Source organism: Arthrobacter sp. Z4-13 (assembly GCF_054792705.1).
The window spans coordinates 2,788,072-2,803,515 of record NZ_CP096459.1; the positions used below are offsets into that span (position 1 = coordinate 2,788,072).

Genomic DNA, 15,444 nt, shown 5'->3' on the forward strand with positions numbered 1-15,444 from the left:
GGTTACTTACCAGCCTTTCCGACCTTGCGGCGGATGACTTCGCCGGCGTAACGGATGCCCTTGCCCTTGTAGGGGTCCGGCTTCCGCAGCTTGCGAATGTTGGCAGCAACCTCGCCGACCTGCTGCTTGTTGATACCTGAAACAGAGAGCTTGGTCGGGGTCTCAACTGCAAAGGTGATGCCCTCCGGTGCGGAGACATTGACCGGGTGGCTGTAACCCAGAGCGAACTCAAGGTCAGATCCCTTGGCCTGAACGCGGTAACCGGTACCAACGATTTCAAGCTTCTTCTCGTAGCCCTTGGTAACGCCCTCGATCATGTTGGAGATCAGGGTGCGGGTCAGGCCGTGGAGTGAACGGGAGGCGCGCTCGTCGTTCGGGCGGGCGACAGTCAGGGTGTCTGCTTCCAGGGAAACCTCGATCGGGCTGGCCACAGTGTGGTTCAGCTCGCCCTTGGAACCCTTGACGCTGACGACAGAGCCGTCAACCTTGACCTCAACGCCGGCAGGAACGGTGATGGGGAGACGTCCAATACGTGACATTATTCTCTTCCTTTCCCGTTACCAGACGTAAGCGAGGACTTCGCCGCCCACGCCCTTCTTGCCGGCCTGCTTGTCAGTCAGGAGGCCGGAAGAGGTGGACAGGATTGCGACACCCAGGCCACCCAGCACGTGCGGCAGGTTGGTGGACTTTGCGTAAACACGCAGGCCCGGCTTGGAAATACGACGAACACCAGCGATTGAACGCTCGCGGTTCGGTCCGAACTTGAGCTCGATGGTCAGCTTCTTGCCAACCTCAGCGTCTTCTTCCTTCCAGCCGGCGATGAAGCCTTCGGCCTTGAGGATGTCAGCAACGCGTGCCTTGAGCTTGCTGTACGGCATGGACACGGAATCGTGGTATGCCGAGTTTGCATTGCGCAGACGCGTAAGCATGTCTGCGACAGGATCTGTCATTGTCATGGTGGGCTCTTGCCCTTCCTCATAACGGTTTCCGCGGTGCTGCTTTTACAGCCGCACCGCCGGACCTTTTACGTAGTTAGATTAGTCTTCGGCCTTGAACGGGAAACCAAGCGCCTTAAGCAGCGCGCGGCCTTCGTCATCGGTCTTGGCAGTGGTGACAACCGTGATGTCCATACCGCGGACGCGGTCAATCTTGTCCTGGTCGATCTCGTGGAACATAACCTGCTCGGTCAGACCGAAGGTGTAGTTGCCGTTACCGTCGAACTGCTTGCCGGAGAGACCGCGGAAGTCCCTGATACGGGGCAGTGCGAGGCTGACCAGACGGTCCAGGAATTCCCACATACGGTCGCCACGCAGGGTAGCGTGTGCACCGATGGGCATGCCTTCGCGCAGCTTGAACTGTGCGATCGACTTGCGGGCCTTGGTTACCTGCGGCTTCTGGCCGGTGATCTGGGTGAGGTCGCGGACAGCGCCGTCGATCAGCTTGGAGTCCTTGGCGGCATCTCCAACACCCATGTTCACAACGACCTTGACGAGGCGCGGAACCTGGTTGACGTTTTCGTACTTGAATTCCTCAATGAGCGTGCTCTTGATGGATTCGGCGTACTTGGTCTTCAGACGAGGAACGATCTTCGTTGCCGGAGTCTCGAGAGTCTCAGTCATTAGATGTCCTTCCCTGAGCTCTTGGCCACGCGGACGCGCACTTCGCGCTGAACACCATTGCGCTCAACGGTCTCGGTGCGGAAGCCGACGCGGGTGGGCTTCTTGGTGGACGGGTCAACCAGAGCCACATTGGAGATGTGGATCGAAGCTTCAACAACCTCGATGCCACCGGTCTTGGTGCCGCGCTGCGACTGACCGACCTTGGTGTGCTTGGTTACGCGGTTGATGCCTTCGACCAGCACGCGGTTGGTCTCGGGGAACACGCGCAGGACCTTGCCCTGCTTGCCGCGGTCGCCGCCGCGCTCAGCCTTGGCGCCAGTGATGACCTGAACGAGGTCACCCTTCTTGATCTTAGCCATGGACTAGAGCACCTCCGGAGCCAGAGAAACGATCTTCATGAACTTCTTGTCACGCAGTTCACGACCAACCGGTCCGAAGATACGGGTACCGCGGGGGTCACCGTCAGCCTTCAGGATCACAGCTGCGTTCTCGTCAAACTTGATGTAGGAACCATCCGCACGGCGGCGTTCCTTCTTGGTACGGACGATGACTGCCTTGACAACATCGCCCTTCTTTACGTTGCCGCCCGGGATTGCATCCTTGACGGTTGCGACAATGACGTCGCCAATGCCTGCGTAGCGACGGCCAGATCCACCGAGAACGCGAATGGTAAGGATTTCCTTAGCACCCGTGTTGTCGGCGACCTTGAGTCGCGACTCCTGCTGAATCACTATTTACTCCTTGCGTCGCGCCGGTTCTCAGACCGAAAATCTTCCTACGGAATGAGCCTTGCGGAACGGTTGATCGGGGTGTCTCTTGACCTGCCTGGATTTTGCCAGACCAGGCCTAAACTCCCGTGCCAGAAGCAGTTGCTCCCATCCGGTCCAGAAAATCCTGGGCGCAAGGGGGCACTATGCTGTGGCACGCTTGTTTACGAGGTTGATGTCGGCGCGCGAAAGGCGCCATACAAACTCAAAATCTTAGCACGTTTTTCGTTTATCCCCATATCACCGCCGGCGCTCCCCCGCAAGACGGACGACGGCGCCACTCACGGCAGCCTTTCGGCCCACCATGCCTGCCACTCCCCCCACGAAGAGGCCCCGCGCCGTCGGCCGCCCAGCAAAAGCGCGTCAGACGCGCCATCACCTTCCGCAGCTCTCCCGGCAACGCGCCATCACCTCCCGCAAGTTTCCCGGCGAGGCGCCATCACCTCCCGCAAGTTTCCCGGCAACGCGCCATCACCTCCCGCAAGTTTCCCGGCAACGCGCCATCACCTCCCGCAGCCCTAGGCGAGAGGTGATGGGGCGTTCTTCAAAAAACGACGGGAAGTGATGGGGCGTTCTTCAAAAAACGACGGGAAGTGATGGCGCGTTCTCCAAAAACGACGGGAAGTGATGGCGCGTTCTCCAAAAACGACGGGAAGTGATGACGCGTTCTTCAAAAAACGACGGGAAGTGATGGCGGGTTGTGTGGGCGGGGCGGCGAGGGACGGACGACGGCGCCACTCGCGGCAGCCTTTCGGCCCGCCATCCCTGCCACTCCCACTCCCCCGCGAAGAGGCCGCGCCGCCGTCGTGCGTTCAAGAGAAGCCCGCCCCACCGTTAACGCGGAAACCCCCGCTCCCAAAGGGAGCAGGGGCTTCCGGATACCGAAGCAGCAGGTGCTACTTGGCCTTCTCGAGGATTTCCACGAGCCGCCAGTTCTTGGTGGCGGACAGCGGACGGGTCTCGGCGATGACAACGAGGTCGCCGATGCCGGCGATGTTCTCTTCGTCGTGGGCCTTGACCTTGGAGGTACGGCGGATGACCTTGCCGTACAGAGCGTGCTTCACGCGGTCTTCAACCTGGACAACGATGGTCTTTTCCATCTTGTCAGAGACCACGTAGCCGCGACGCGTCTTGCGGTAACCGCGCTGCTCAGCCGTGGCTGCGGTAGCAGTTTCGGTCACGTTCTCGTCCTTTTCACTCACTTGGCATCCTCCTCGGTCTCAACCGTTTCAGCCTTGTCGGCCTTCTTGGTTGCTGCCTTCTTGGACTTCTTCTCTTCCTTGGCTTCCACAACCGGTGCGGCAACCTCGGCACGAATGCCCAGCTCGCGCTCACGGAGCACGGTGTAGATGCGGGCGATGTCCTTCTTTACCGCGCGCAGACGACCGTGGTTCTCCAGCTGTCCGGTGGCGGACTGGAAACGCAGGTTGAACAGCTCTTCCTTGGCCTTGCGGAGTTCTTCAACGAGACGCTCGTTGTCGAAACCGTCCAGCTGTGCGGGAGCCAGATCCTTGGATCCTACTGCCATTTCTATTCACCACCTTCGCGACGCAGAATGCGTGCCTTCAACGGGAGCTTGTGGATTGCCAGGCGCAGGGCCTCGCGTGCTACCGATTCTTCGACGCCGGAGATCTCGAAGAGAACCCGGCCCGGCTTGACGTTTGCGACCCACCATTCCGGTGAACCCTTACCGGAACCCATGCGGGTTTCGGCAGGCTTCTTGGTGAGGGGACGGTCCGGGTAAATGTTGATCCAGACCTTACCGCCACGCTTGATGTGGCGGGTCATCGCGATACGTGCAGACTCGATCTGACGGTTGGTGACGTATGCCGGGCTCAGGGCCTGGATGCCGTACTCACCGAAGGAGACCTTGGTGCCGCCCGTAGCAGCGCCGGAACGACCCGGGTGGTGCTGCTTACGGTGCTTGACTCGACGTGGGATAAGCATTTAAGCCTGTCCTCCTTCTACTGCTGCAGCGGGTGCAGCCTCAACTGCCGGTGCTTCAGCAGCAGGAGCTGCGTCAGCGGCCGGACGGTCGTTGCGACGGCGGCGGTCACCACGGTCAGCGCCGCTCGGGCGGCCCGGGCGATCGCTGGGGCCGCGGCCGCGGGACGGAGCAGCAGCTGACTGCTGAGCCAGTTCCTTGGCCGTGAGGTCGCCCTTGTAGATCCAGACCTTCACACCGATGCGGCCGAAGGTGGTCTTGGCTTCGTAGAAGCCGTAGTCGATGTTCGCGCGGAGGGTGTGCAGGGGCACACGGCCTTCGCGGTAGAACTCCGAGCGGGACATTTCAGCGCCACCCAGTCGACCGGAGCAGGCGATACGGATGCCCTTGGCACCTGCACGCTGTGCGGACTGCATGGCCTTCTTCATCGCGCGGCGGAAAGCCACACGCGAAGTCAGCTGCTCAGCAACGCCCTGGGCAACAAGCTGTGCTTCCATCTCGGGGTTCTTGACCTCGAGGATGTTCAGCTGAACCTGCTTGCCGGTGAGCTTTTCGAGCTCGCCGCGGATGCGGTCTGCTTCTGCTCCACGGCGGCCGATGACGATGCCCGGGCGGGCCGTGTGGATGTCCACGCGGACACGGTCACGGGTGCGCTCGATCTCAACCTTGGCGATACCGGCGCGCTCCATGCCCGTGGACATGAGCTGGCGGATGCGGATGTCTTCGCGAACGAAGTCCTTGTACCGCTGGCCGGCCTTGGTGCTGTCAGCGAACCAGTGCGATACGTGATCGGTGGTGATGCCGAGTCGGAACCCGTGCGGGTTTACTTTCTGTCCCACTTAGCGAGCCTCCTCTTTCTCCGGGGTAGCGACTACCACGGTGATGTGGCTGGTGCGCTTCTTGATCTGAAATGCACGACCCTGGGCACGCGGCTGGAACCGCTTCATGGTCGGGCCTTCATCAACAAACGCTTCGCTGATGATGAGGTCGCCTTCGTCAAACGCCACGCCGTCGCGGTCCGCGAGGACCCGGGCGTTGGAGATTGCCGACTGAACTACCTTGAATACCGGCTCCGAAGCTGCCTGCGGGGCAAACTTCAGAATTGCCAGAGCCTCATTCGCTTGCAAACCACGAACAAGGTTGACGACGCGCCGGGCCTTCATAGGCGTTACGCGGATGTGGCGCGCAATTGCCTTGGCTTCCATTGCTTTCCTTCTCTCGTCTTTGACGTAAGTGCAGGCGCCTAGCGGCGCTTGCCCTTACGGTCGTCCTTGACATGGCCGCGGAATGTCCGCGTGGGAGCGAATTCGCCGAGCTTGTGCCCGACCATCGACTCAGTGACAAACACCGGGATGTGCTTGCGTCCGTCGTGTACGGCGATCGTGTGCCCGAGCATGTCGGGGATGATCATCGAACGGCGGGACCAGGTCTTAATGACGTTCTTAGTGCCCTTTTCGTTTTCCCTGGCTACCTTCACAAAGAGGTGCTGGTCAACGAAAGGACCTTTTTTCAGGCTGCGTGGCATGTGTCCAGGCTCCTATCGCTTGTTCTTGCCAGTACGACGGCGACGCACAATAAGCTTGTCGCTCTCTTTGTTGGGGCGGCGCGTGCGGCCTTCCCGCTTACCGTTCGGGTTGACGGGGTTACGTCCACCGGACGTCTTACCCTCGCCACCACCGTGCGGGTGGTCAACCGGGTTCATGGCGACACCACGGACGGTCGGGCGGACGCCCTTCCAGCGCATACGGCCAGCCTTGCCCCAGTTGATGTTTGACTGCTCGGCGTTGCCCACCTCGCCGACGGTTGCGCGGCAGCGCACGTCAACGTTGCGGATTTCACCGGAAGGCAGACGCAGCTGGGCGAAGCGGCCTTCCTTGGCGACGAGCTGGATGGATGCACCGGCGGACCGGCCCATCTTGGCGCCGCCACCCGGACGCAGTTCAACTGCGTGGATGACGGTACCCACGGGGATGTTACGCAGGGGCAGGTTGTTGCCAGGCTTGATGTCAGCGTTGGCACCTGCTTCCACCATGTCACCCTGGGCCAGCTTGTTCGGCGCGATGATGTAACGCTTGGTGCCATCAACGTAGTGCAGGAGGGCGATGCGAGCCGTACGGTTCGGATCGTACTCAATTTCAGCAACGCGGGCGTTGACGCCGTCCTTGTCGTGGCGACGGAAGTCGATCAGACGGTACTGGCGCTTGTGTCCGCCACCCTTGTGACGGGTGGTGATCTTACCGGTGTTGTTACGGCCACCCTTTTTGGGCAGCGGACGTACCAACGACTTTTCCGGCGTCGACCGCGTGATTTCGATGAAGTCCGCTACGCTCGAGCCACGACGGCCCGGGGTAGTCGGCTTGTATTTACGGATTCCCATAATTTATTTCCTCGTTAAAGTGGTCTCCGCTACGCGAGCGGACCGCCGAAGATGTCGATAGTGCCTTCTTTGAGGGTGACAATCGCACGCTTGGTGTTCTTGCGGGTACCCCATCCGAATTTGGTGCGCTTGCGCTTACCGGCACGGTTGATGGTGTTGATCGATTCGACCTTGACGGAGAAGATTTTCTCCACGGCCAGCTTGATCTCGGTCTTGTTCGACCGGGGGTCCACCAGGAAGGTGTACTTGCCCTCGTCGATCAGGCCGTAGCTCTTTTCCGACACGACGGGCGCAAGCACGACGTCGCGGGGATCCTTGATGGTGGCTGCACTCACTTGGCATCCTCCTCGTTCTTTGCCACTGCCTTGCCGGCAACGAATGCTTCGTAGGCAGCCTTGGTGAAGACAACGTCATCAGACACGAGAACGTCGTAGGTGTTCAGCTGGTCTGCGTACAGAACGTGAACACCGGCGAGGTTGCGCACGGACAGTGCAGCAACATCGTTGGCGCGCTCGATGACAACCAGCAGGTTCTTGCGGTCAGAAACGCCGCGCAGCGTTGCAAGTGCAGTCTTGGCCGAAGGCTTGTCGCCCTCAACCAATTCGGCAACAACGTGGATGCGTCCGTTACGCGCCCGGTCAGACAGTGCGCCGCGAAGTGCAGCAGCAATCATCTTCTTGGGGGTGCGCTGGCTGTAGTCACGCGGGGTGGGACCGTGGACAATGCCACCGCCGGTCATGTGAGGAGCACGGATGGAACCCTGACGGGCGCGGCCGGTACCCTTCTGCTTGAACGGCTTGCGTCCTGCACCGGAAACCTCAGCGCGGGTCTTGGTCTTGTGGGTACCCTGGCGAGCAGCAGCGAGCTGGGCAACGACAACCTGGTGCAGCAGCGGCACGTTGGTCTGAACGTCGAAGATCTCTGCGGGCAGGTCAACCTGGACAGTGTTAGCCATTGGACTAGGCTCCCTTCACGGCGGTGCGTACGAGTACGACCTGGCCGCGGGCGCCGGGAACGGCACCCTTGATAAGGAGCAGCGACTTCTCGACGTCAACCGCGTGGACCGTGAGGTTCAGCGTGGTGTGACGAACGGCGCCCATGCGGCCGGCCATTTTCATGCCCTTGAAGACGCGGCTCGGGGTGGATGCGCCACCGATTGAACCGGGCTTACGGTGGTTCTTGTGGGCACCGTGGGAAGCTCCAACGCCGTGGAAGCCGTGACGCTTCATAACACCGGCGAAGCCCTTACCCTTGGTGGTGCCGATGACGTCGATCTTCTGGCCGGCTTCGAAGACCTCTACGGAGAGCTCCTGGCCCAGCTCGTACTCAGCAGCATCTGCGGTACGAAGTTCGACGACGTGGCGGCGAGGCGTGACGCCTGCCTTCTCAAAGTGACCAGCCAGCGGCTTGGTGACCTTGCGGGGATCGATCTGGCCGTAGCCGATCTGAACGGCTACGTAGCCATCAGCTTCTGCATTGCGCAGCTGGGTGATGACGTTCGAATCTGCCTGGACCACAGTGACGGGGATGAGCTTGTTGTTCTCGTCCCAGACCTGGGTCATGCCGAGCTTCGTGCCCAGCAGGCCCTTTACGTTACGGGTTGCGGTCATAGTCTCTCAGCACCTCCCTACAGTTTGATTTCGATGTTCACGTCGGCCGGCAGGTCGAGACGCATAAGCGAGTCAACAGCCTTCGGCGTGGGATCGATGATGTCGATAAGACGCTTGTGCGTGCGCATTTCGAAGTGCTCGCGGCTGTCCTTGTACTTGTGCGGAGAGCGGATTACGCAGTAAACGTTCTTCTCCGTCGGCAGCGGCACGGGGCCAACTACAGTTGCGCCTGCGCGCGTGACCGTCTCAACGATCTTCCGTGCTGAAACGTCAATGACCTCGTGGTCGTATGACTTCAGCCGGATGCGGATTTTTTGTCCCGCCATGTCGCCTGACTCTCTTTCAGTCTGTGCTTCCCCTGATTAGGGCTGCCCTGTTCACTTACCTGTTGTGCGGCTGCCGAAGCATTTGAAGTCGTAACTACCACCCGCCGCACAAGCTGAATCCGGATGAATCCGGGTTCCTCAACCTGCCGACGCAACCGACCCCCGCGGTCGGGCGTGTCGCGCTCTGTGCGCGTACTCGTCCGCAATTCCTTGGGAAGTGGGTTATGTTTGGGCTCTTACCTGGACCCTGGCACCCGGCATTATCCGGATCGGGACGCGAAAGAGCGCTTGAACAACTCATCTAGTATGCCGGAATTTGGCGCCAGAAGCGAATTGGCCCTTTTCCCGGCGCAGTCCAGGGGTCATTGCCAATGGATACGCCCGAATGGATGATAGGGGCATGACGCTGGAAAGCACCGAATCCGTGACTGACCTGGTCAGCCGCATGCCGCCGTCGTTCACGCTGGGCGTCGCGGCCGCAGCATTCCAGATCGAAGGAGCCGTTACCCAGGGAGGCCGGGGACCGTCCGGATGGGACGCGTTCGCTGAGAAACCCGGCAGCATTATGGACGGGCACTCCCCCGTTGTGGCCTGCGACCACTATAACCGCCTGCCGGAGGACATCGCTCTGTTGCAGGAGCTGGGCGTGGACTCCTACCGCTTCTCGTTGTCCTGGCCAAGGATCCAGCCCGGGGGCCGGGGAAGCCTCAATCCGGAGGGGCTGGACTTCTATGACCGGCTGATCGACCAGCTGCTCGCTGCCGGCATCTCCCCCATGGCCACCCTTTACCACTGGGATACCCCCCTGCCGCTGGAACAGCGAGGGGGCTGGATGAACCGCGAAACAGCTGAACGGTTTGGCGAGTACGCCGCTGCCGCCGGCGAACGCTATGGCGATCGCGTGGCGCAGTGGGTCACGCTGAACGAACCGCTGTCGGTGACCCTGAACGGCTACGCCCTTGGCGTCCACGCCCCTGGCCGGACACTCATGTTCGACGCTCTTCCGTCCATCCACCACCAACTCCTGGCCCACGGTCTCGGTGCACAGGCCCTGCGCGCTGCCGGGGTCAAGGGAGACGTTGGCGTCACCAACCTCCACTCGCCAGTCCGGCCAGCCAGCCGGAAGGTCGGGGACAGGCTGGTGGCGAAGCTGTACGACCTGCTTATGAACAGGATCTACGCCGACCCCGTGCTGCTGGGCCGCTACCCCAGCCTCCCGCTGTATGCCAGGCCGTGGCTGCGCTCAATCGGCAGGATTTCCGACGCCGACCTGCGGACCATCCACCAGCCGCTGGATTTCTACGGGCTTAACTACTACTTCCCGGTGAAAGTTGCCATCGGCCGCGGCGTGACGCCTATTCCTGCCAATACCCACAAGGCGGTAGCCAAGCTCCCCTTTCATGAGGCGGGCTACCCGGAATACAGCAGCACCGGCTTTGGCTGGCCTGTGGCCCCGGACCATCTGGGTATCCTGCTCAAGGAGCTGCAGGACCGGTACGGTGACGCGCTCCCACCCGTCTACATCACCGAAAGCGGAGCGAGTTTCCCCGAGCCCGACCAGGTGTCCGGCCCCGTCCAGGATGGGGACCGGGTGGACTACATCGCTGCGCACCTGCGCGCGGCACTGGATGCCACCTCGCCCGGCGGTGCGGCGTCGGGCGTGGACCTGCGCGGCTACTACGTGTGGACCCTGATGGACAATTTCGAATGGGCGGCAGGCTACTCCCAGCGCTTCGGCCTGGTGCACGTGGATTTCGGGACACTGGAGCGCACGCCCAAGCAGTCTTTCTACTGGTACCAGGCGCTCAGCAAGGCACGGAGGGCTGCGGCCGGCTAGCCATCCCAGCCCGGCGCCGCTACTGGTTTTTGTTCGCCCGGTTGATCCGCTTGGCGCGGTCAATCTCGTTGCGGAAGTGCTTCTTGGCCCAGAACACACCTGCGACCACGGCTACCGCGATAATCAGAAAAATAAGCCAACCCATGATGATCTCCTTTCGGTCCAGCAACAGTATCAGGGAGGGGTTAACGAAAAAGAACAGCCCCGCTGCAGTAGCAGTGGGGCTGTTCTTTCAGTTCAACTGGAATTACTTGTTGATCTTGGTAACGCGTCCTGAACCAACGGTGCGGCCGCCTTCGCGGATTGCGAAGCCGAGGCCCTCTTCCATAGCGATCGGCTGGATGAGCGCAACGGTCATCTCAGTGTTGTCGCCAGGCATAACCATTTCCGTGCCCTCGGGCAGGGTGATAACGCCGGTTACGTCCGTGGTGCGGAAGTAGAACTGCGGGCGGTAGTTGGAGTAGAACGGGTTGTGACGTCCGCCTTCGTCCTTGGAGAGGATGTAGACGTTAGCCTCGAAGTCGGTGTGCGGGGTGATGGAACCCGGCTTGACGACAACCTGGCCGCGCTCTACGTCATCGCGCTTCAGACCGCGGAGCAGGAGGCCACAGTTCTCGCCGGCCCATGCTTCGTCGAGCTGCTTGTGGAACATCTCGATACCGGTAACCGTGGTCTTCTGGACCGGGCGGATGCCGACGATCTCGACCTCGGAGTTGATGGCGAGGGTTCCACGCTCGGCGCGGCCCGTAACAACGGTGCCACGGCCGGTGATGGTGAAGACGTCCTCGATCGGCATCAGGAACGGCTTGTCACGGTCACGTACGGGGTCCGGAACGGACTCGTCGACAGCAGCCATCAGGTCCTCAACGGACTTGACCCACTCCGGGTCGCCTTCCAGTGCCTTCAGGCCGGAAACGCGGACAACCGGTGCTTCGTCGCCATCGAAGCCCTGCGAGCTAAGGAGCTCACGAACTTCCATTTCAACGAGGTCCAGCAGTTCCTCATCGTCAACCATGTCGGACTTGTTCAGCGCGACCAGCAGGTAGGGAACACCAACCTGGCGGGCGAGCAGAACGTGCTCGCGGGTCTGAGCCATCGGGCCGTCAGTGGCGGCAACCACGAGGATTGCACCGTCCATCTGGGCAGCACCGGTGATCATGTTCTTGATGTAGTCAGCGTGACCGGGGGCGTCTACGTGTGCGTAGTGGCGCTTCTCGGTCTGGTACTCAACGTGGGAGATGTTGATGGTAATGCCGCGCTGACGCTCTTCGGGAGCAGAGTCAATCGACGCGAAGTCACGCTTCTCGTTGAGAGTCGGGTACTTGTCGTACAGCACCTTGGAAATGGCGGCCGTCAACGTCGTCTTACCGTGGTCAACGTGACCAATGGTGCCGATGTTAACGTGCGGCTTAGTCCGCTCGAACTTTGCCTTTGCCACAGGTTCCTCCTAGAACGTTTTCAAATGACATACCCTTCTGCCGCTCTTGTAGCGGCAGAAACTCAGGTAAGTCTACTTGGGGGGCTTTGGATTGGTGAAATTGCAGATTCAGGAACTAATACTAGTCCCTCGAGCCTGTTCGTGCAGATGGCCGGGATCCGGCTTGTCCGGATGAATCCGGCCGTACCCGGCCACCTGCACCAGGCGGCCTCCGTCAATCGGAAGCACACCCGAGTTTGTTCGCTGCGAAGAGTCCGAAGACTATTCGCCGCGGGTCTTCTGGATGATCTCGTCGGCAACTGCCTTCGGGACCTCGGCGTAGCTGTTGAACGTCATGGAGTACACAGCACGGCCCTGGGTCTTCGAACGCAGGTCACCGATGTAGCCGAACATGCCGGACAGCGGAACGTGCGCACGGATGACCTTGACGCCCTGTGCATCTTCCATGGACTGCATCTGGCCACGGCGGGAGTTGAGGTCACCGATAACTTCACCCATGTATTCCTCAGGGGTGCGGACCTCTACATCCATCAGCGGTTCGAGCAGAACCGGGTTGGCCTTGCGTGCGGCTTCCTTGAAAGCCATACGGCCGGCGATCTTGAACGCCATTTCTGACGAGTCAACATCGTGGTACGCGCCGTCAACCAGTGTGGCCTTGATGCCCACAACCGGGTAACCGGCCAGGACGCCGTCGTTCAGCGCATCCTGGATACCAGCGTCAACAGACGGGATGTACTCGCGGGGAACGCGGCCACCGGTGACCTTGTTCTCGAACTCGTACAGCTCGCCCTCGGCGGTGTCCAGCGGCTCGATCGCGATCTGGATCTTTGCGAACTGGCCCGAACCACCGGTCTGCTTCTTGTGCGTGTAGTCGTGGCGTTCGACGGCGCGCTTGATGGTTTCGCGGTAAGCAACCTGGGGCTTGCCCACGTTTGCCTCGACCTTGAATTCGCGGCGCATGCGGTCCACCAGGATGTCCAGGTGGAGCTCGCCCATGCCGGCGATGATGGTCTGGCCGGTGTCTTCGTTGAGGGACACCTGGAAGGTGGGGTCCTCAGCGGAGAGCTTCTGGATGGCCGTGGAGAGCTTCTCCTGGTCACCCTTGGTGTTCGGCTCGATGGCAACCGAGATCACGGGCTCCGGGAAGCTCATGGACTCGAGCACGATCTGGTTGCCGGAATCACACAGGGTGTCACCCGTGGTGGTGTCCTTCAGACCGATGGCTGCGTAGATGTGGCCGGCGGTAGCGCCCTCGACGGGCATTTCCTTGTTGGCGTGCATCTGGAACAGCTTGCCGATGCGCTCCTTCTTGCCCTTGGTGGAGTTGACCACCTGGGCGCCTGCTTCCACGTGACCGGAGTACACGCGGATGAAGGTGAGCTGGCCGAAGAACGGGTGCGCAGCAATCTTGAAGGCCAGTGCGGAGAAGGGCTCTTCGGAGGAAGGCTTGCGGGTCAGTTCCTTCTCTTCGTCGCGAGGATCGTGGCCGACCATCGGGGGGACGTCGAGCGGGTTCGGCAGGTAGTCCACAACTGCATCGAGCATGGGCTGAACGCCACGGTTCTTGAAGGCGGAACCACAGAAGATCGGGTAGAGCTCGGAGTTGATCGTCATCTTGCGGATGCCGGCCTTGAGCTCGTCGATCGAGATTTCTTCACCCTCGAGGTACTTCTCCATGAGTTCCTCGGAGGACTCTGCAACCGTCTCAACGAGGTTTGCGCGGTACTCTTCAGCCTTTTCCTGGAGGTCAGCCGGGATCTCGCGGATCTCGTACTTCGCACCCATGGTGACGTCACCCTTGGCATCGCCGGGCCACACCAGTGCGCGCATGTAGAGCAGGTCCACGACGCCGATGAAGTCGTTCTCGGCACCGATGGGCAGCTGCATAACGAGCGGCTTGGCACCCAGGCGGCTGACGATGGTGTCTACGGTGAAGTAGAAGTCGGCACCGAGCTTGTCCATCTTGTTGACGAAGCAGATGCGCGGAACGTTGTACTTGTCAGCCTGGCGCCAAACGGTCTCAGACTGCGGCTCAACGCCTTCCTTGCCATCAAAGACGGCAACGGCGCCGTCGAGGACGCGCAGGGAGCGCTCAACCTCAACGGTGAAGTCAACGTGGCCGGGGGTGTCGATGATGTTGATCTGGTTGTTTTCCCAGAAGCAGGTCACGGCGGCAGACGTGATGGTGATGCCGCGTTCCTTTTCCTGTTCCATCCAGTCAGTGGTCGAAGCGCCGTCGTGCGTTTCGCCGATCTTGTGGTTCACACCCGTGTAGAACAGGATGCGCTCGGTGGTGGTGGTCTTGCCGGCATCAATGTGGGCCATGATGCCGATGTTGCGGACCTTACTAAGGTCGGTAAGCACGTCCTGTGCCACGGTGTCTCCCTTTCGGATGGACTACACGTTCGCCGCCGGCCTGTGAGGGCCGGCGGCGTACGGGAAGTATTACCAGCGGTAGTGTGCGAAGGCCTTGTTGGACTCGGCCATCTTGTGGGTGTCTTCGCGACGCTTCACAGCGGCACCGAGACCGTTGGAGGCATCCAGGATTTCGTTCTGGAGGCGCTCGGTCATCGTCTTTTCGCGGCGGGCCTTGGAGTAGCCAACCAGCCAGCGCAGGGCGAGTGCGGTGGAGCGGCCCGGCTTGACCTCAACCGGAACCTGGTAGGTGGCGCCGCCGACGCGGCGTGAGCGGACCTCGAGGGAAGGCTTGACGTTGTCCATGGCCTTCTTGAGTGCTGCTACGGGGTCGCCGCCGGACTTGGCGCGTGCGCCTTCGAGGGCACCGTAGACGATGCGCTCTGCCGTGGACTTCTTGCCGTCAACGAGCACCTTGTTGATGAGCTGGGTAACCAGCGGGGAGCCGTAAACGGGATCTAGTACGAGCGGCCGCTTGGGGGCCGGACCCTTGCGAGGCATATTACTTCTTCTCCATCTTTGCGCCGTAGCGGCTGCGGGCCTGCTTACGGTTCTTGACACCCTGGGTATCGAGGGCGCCACGGACGATCTTGTAGCGGACACCCGGGAGGTCCTTCACGCGACCGCCGCGAACGAGCACAATGGAGTGCTCCTGCAGGTTGTGGCCTACACCGGGGATGTAAGCGGTGACTTCAATGCCACCGTTGAGGCGCACACGCGCCACCTTACGCAGTGCCGAGTTCGGCTTCTTCGGGGTGGTGGTGTAAACGCGGGTGCAGACACCGCGGCGCATCGGGCTGCCGGCAAGCGCGGGAGCCTTGGTCTTTTTGACCTTCGGCGTGCGGCCCTTGCGGACCAGCTGGTTAATCGTAGGCACTCTCGTGTTCTCCGTTGGTTTGATCTCTACCGGCGCATTTCGGGCGTCAGCCGTCACTGCATCGGTTTTGGCGTTGTCCCTGCAGCCTTGGCGTCTCGAACCGTGCCTAGGCGTGCAAAAGAGTGGCATTCGTTGCGCACTTAGCCCGCAACCCGGAAACAAGCTCACACCCAGCATCATGAGAACAAAACCAAAATGATGCTGCGGCGGCCTTCATCCACTGCCACATAGAA

22 protein-coding genes are annotated in these 15,444 nt (G+C 61.0%); 1 reads left to right on the forward strand and 21 read right to left on the reverse strand.

The features are described 5' to 3' along the window. Nucleotides 1-2: 2 nt before the first annotated feature. From rplF to rpsJ, 16 genes are all read right to left on the reverse strand, one after another. Nucleotides 3-539: a 50S ribosomal protein L6 gene (rplF, locus tag M1E07_RS14615; RefSeq protein ID WP_387545494.1), complete on the reverse strand. Its 537-nt coding sequence runs from the start codon at nucleotides 537-539 to the stop codon at nucleotides 3-5. A gap of 18 nt (nucleotides 540-557) precedes the next feature. Then, nucleotides 558-956 (reverse strand): 30S ribosomal protein S8, encoded by a 399-nt coding sequence (gene rpsH, locus M1E07_RS14620; RefSeq protein ID WP_050054318.1) that lies wholly within the window; start codon nucleotides 954-956, stop codon nucleotides 558-560. Between the two features lie 81 nt (nucleotides 957-1,037). Further along, nucleotides 1,038-1,619: a 50S ribosomal protein L5 gene (rplE, locus tag M1E07_RS14625; protein ID WP_307094343.1), complete on the reverse strand. Its 582-nt coding sequence runs from the start codon at nucleotides 1,617-1,619 to the stop codon at nucleotides 1,038-1,040. Continuing rightward, nucleotides 1,619-1,978, reverse strand: a complete 360-nt coding sequence (rplX, locus tag M1E07_RS14630; protein ID WP_104042536.1) for a 50S ribosomal protein L24 — start codon at nucleotides 1,976-1,978, stop codon at nucleotides 1,619-1,621. Before rplX ends, rplE begins: the two co-directional genes overlap by 1 nt. Nucleotides 1,979-1,981: 3 nt before the next feature. Beyond that, nucleotides 1,982-2,350, reverse strand: a complete 369-nt coding sequence (gene rplN / locus M1E07_RS14635) for a 50S ribosomal protein L14 (protein ID WP_024366126.1) — start codon at nucleotides 2,348-2,350, stop codon at nucleotides 1,982-1,984. Nucleotides 2,351-3,282: 932 nt separating this feature from the next. Then, on the reverse strand, nucleotides 3,283-3,588 hold the full coding sequence (rpsQ, locus tag M1E07_RS14640; protein WP_066293283.1) for a 30S ribosomal protein S17: 306 nt from the start codon (nucleotides 3,586-3,588) through the stop codon (nucleotides 3,283-3,285). Continuing rightward, nucleotides 3,585-3,914: a 50S ribosomal protein L29 gene (rpmC, locus tag M1E07_RS14645; protein ID WP_163161897.1), complete on the reverse strand. Its 330-nt coding sequence runs from the start codon at nucleotides 3,912-3,914 to the stop codon at nucleotides 3,585-3,587. The genes rpsQ and rpmC overlap by 4 nt, the downstream gene beginning before the upstream one ends. 2 nt (nucleotides 3,915-3,916) lie before the next feature. Beyond that, nucleotides 3,917-4,333, reverse strand: a complete 417-nt coding sequence (rplP, locus tag M1E07_RS14650; protein ID WP_013601829.1) for a 50S ribosomal protein L16 — start codon at nucleotides 4,331-4,333, stop codon at nucleotides 3,917-3,919. Next, nucleotides 4,334-5,170: a 30S ribosomal protein S3 gene (rpsC, locus tag M1E07_RS14655; protein WP_461187379.1), complete on the reverse strand. Its 837-nt coding sequence runs from the start codon at nucleotides 5,168-5,170 to the stop codon at nucleotides 4,334-4,336. Further along, a complete protein-coding gene (gene rplV, locus M1E07_RS14660) occupies nucleotides 5,171-5,536 on the reverse strand; it encodes a 50S ribosomal protein L22 (protein WP_009358304.1) in 366 nt (121 codons plus the stop codon). It abuts the gene before it with no gap. Nucleotides 5,537-5,574: 38 nt separating this feature from the next. Next, nucleotides 5,575-5,856 (reverse strand): 30S ribosomal protein S19, encoded by a 282-nt coding sequence (rpsS, locus tag M1E07_RS14665; protein ID WP_003803803.1) that lies wholly within the window; start codon nucleotides 5,854-5,856, stop codon nucleotides 5,575-5,577. A gap of 12 nt (nucleotides 5,857-5,868) precedes the next feature. Beyond that, complete coding sequence (gene rplB, locus M1E07_RS14670; protein ID WP_309073219.1) at nucleotides 5,869-6,708, reverse strand: 50S ribosomal protein L2; 840 nt, start codon at nucleotides 6,706-6,708, stop codon at nucleotides 5,869-5,871. 29 nt (nucleotides 6,709-6,737) lie between these two features. Continuing rightward, nucleotides 6,738-7,043 carry a 50S ribosomal protein L23 gene (rplW, locus tag M1E07_RS14675; protein ID WP_011692807.1) on the reverse strand — a complete coding sequence of 102 codons (306 nt, stop codon included), beginning with the start codon at nucleotides 7,041-7,043 and terminating at the stop codon, nucleotides 6,738-6,740. Next, a complete protein-coding gene (gene rplD, locus M1E07_RS14680; protein WP_050054311.1) occupies nucleotides 7,040-7,663 on the reverse strand; it encodes a 50S ribosomal protein L4 in 624 nt (207 codons plus the stop codon). The genes rplW and rplD overlap by 4 nt, the downstream gene beginning before the upstream one ends. A 4-nt stretch (nucleotides 7,664-7,667) precedes the next feature. Next, the gene (gene rplC, locus M1E07_RS14685) at nucleotides 7,668-8,318 is read right to left on the reverse strand and encodes a 50S ribosomal protein L3 (RefSeq protein ID WP_013601833.1); all 651 of its coding nucleotides are present in this window, start codon (nucleotides 8,316-8,318) and stop codon (nucleotides 7,668-7,670) included. A 17-nt stretch (nucleotides 8,319-8,335) separates the two neighbouring features. Then, nucleotides 8,336-8,644 carry a 30S ribosomal protein S10 gene (gene rpsJ, locus M1E07_RS14690; protein ID WP_003803825.1) on the reverse strand — a complete coding sequence of 103 codons (309 nt, stop codon included), beginning with the start codon at nucleotides 8,642-8,644 and terminating at the stop codon, nucleotides 8,336-8,338. A 400-nt stretch (nucleotides 8,645-9,044) separates the two neighbouring features. On the opposite strand from rpsJ, the gene M1E07_RS14695 reads away from it, so the two are divergent. Continuing rightward, entirely contained in the window at nucleotides 9,045-10,481 is a 1,437-nt protein-coding gene (locus M1E07_RS14695) for a GH1 family beta-glucosidase (RefSeq protein WP_461187380.1), read from the forward strand. Nucleotides 10,482-10,500: 19 nt separating this feature from the next. On the opposite strand, the gene M1E07_RS14700 is transcribed toward M1E07_RS14695, so the two are convergent. From M1E07_RS14700 to rpsL, 5 genes are all read right to left on the reverse strand, one after another. Beyond that, on the reverse strand, nucleotides 10,501-10,626 hold the full coding sequence (locus M1E07_RS14700; protein WP_461187381.1) for a hypothetical protein: 126 nt from the start codon (nucleotides 10,624-10,626) through the stop codon (nucleotides 10,501-10,503). Between the two features lie 102 nt (nucleotides 10,627-10,728). Beyond that, complete coding sequence (gene tuf / locus M1E07_RS14705; protein ID WP_163161890.1) at nucleotides 10,729-11,919, reverse strand: elongation factor Tu; 1,191 nt, start codon at nucleotides 11,917-11,919, stop codon at nucleotides 10,729-10,731. 261 nt (nucleotides 11,920-12,180) lie between these two features. Next, on the reverse strand, nucleotides 12,181-14,295 hold the full coding sequence (gene fusA, locus M1E07_RS14710) for an elongation factor G (protein WP_461187382.1): 2,115 nt from the start codon (nucleotides 14,293-14,295) through the stop codon (nucleotides 12,181-12,183). A 69-nt stretch (nucleotides 14,296-14,364) separates the two neighbouring features. Next, nucleotides 14,365-14,835 (reverse strand): 30S ribosomal protein S7, encoded by a 471-nt coding sequence (rpsG, locus tag M1E07_RS14715; RefSeq protein WP_026531948.1) that lies wholly within the window; start codon nucleotides 14,833-14,835, stop codon nucleotides 14,365-14,367. 1 nt (nucleotide 14,836) lies between these two features. Further along, nucleotides 14,837-15,211: a 30S ribosomal protein S12 gene (gene rpsL, locus M1E07_RS14720; protein ID WP_306634852.1), complete on the reverse strand. Its 375-nt coding sequence runs from the start codon at nucleotides 15,209-15,211 to the stop codon at nucleotides 14,837-14,839. Nucleotides 15,212-15,444 lie beyond the last annotated feature (233 nt).

What these genes read in the sequence shown, in the direction of transcription:
- rplB (WP_309073219.1), bottom strand. Translation starts at nt 6,708, where the DNA reads ATGGGAATCCGTAAATACAAGCCGACTACCCCGGGCCGTCGTGGCTCG.
- rpsH (WP_050054318.1), bottom strand. Translation starts at nt 956, where the DNA reads ATGACAATGACAGATCCTGTCGCAGACATGCTTACGCGTCTGCGCAAT.
- rpsG (WP_026531948.1), bottom strand. Translation starts at nt 14,835, where the DNA reads ATGCCTCGCAAGGGTCCGGCCCCCAAGCGGCCGCTCGTACTAGATCCC.
- rplX (WP_104042536.1), bottom strand. Translation starts at nt 1,978, where the DNA reads ATGGCTAAGATCAAGAAGGGTGACCTCGTTCAGGTCATCACTGGCGCC.
- rplD (WP_050054311.1), bottom strand. Translation starts at nt 7,663, where the DNA reads ATGGCTAACACTGTCCAGGTTGACCTGCCCGCAGAGATCTTCGACGTT.
- rpsS (WP_003803803.1), bottom strand. Translation starts at nt 5,856, where the DNA reads ATGCCACGCAGCCTGAAAAAAGGTCCTTTCGTTGACCAGCACCTCTTT.
- M1E07_RS14700 (WP_461187381.1), bottom strand. Translation starts at nt 10,626, where the DNA reads ATGGGTTGGCTTATTTTTCTGATTATCGCGGTAGCCGTGGTCGCAGGT.
- rpsJ (WP_003803825.1), bottom strand. Translation starts at nt 8,644, where the DNA reads ATGGCGGGACAAAAAATCCGCATCCGGCTGAAGTCATACGACCACGAG.
- M1E07_RS14695 (WP_461187380.1), top strand. Translation starts at nt 9,045, where the DNA reads ATGACGCTGGAAAGCACCGAATCCGTGACTGACCTGGTCAGCCGCATG.
- rplV (WP_009358304.1), bottom strand. Translation starts at nt 5,536, where the DNA reads ATGGAAGCCAAGGCAATTGCGCGCCACATCCGCGTAACGCCTATGAAG.
- rpmC (WP_163161897.1), bottom strand. Translation starts at nt 3,914, where the DNA reads ATGGCAGTAGGATCCAAGGATCTGGCTCCCGCACAGCTGGACGGTTTC.
- rplF (WP_387545494.1), bottom strand. Translation starts at nt 539, where the DNA reads ATGTCACGTATTGGACGTCTCCCCATCACCGTTCCTGCCGGCGTTGAG.
- rplE (WP_307094343.1), bottom strand. Translation starts at nt 1,619, where the DNA reads ATGACTGAGACTCTCGAGACTCCGGCAACGAAGATCGTTCCTCGTCTG.
- rplC (WP_013601833.1), bottom strand. Translation starts at nt 8,318, where the DNA reads ATGACCGCAACCCGTAACGTAAAGGGCCTGCTGGGCACGAAGCTCGGC.
- rplP (WP_013601829.1), bottom strand. Translation starts at nt 4,333, where the DNA reads ATGCTTATCCCACGTCGAGTCAAGCACCGTAAGCAGCACCACCCGGGT.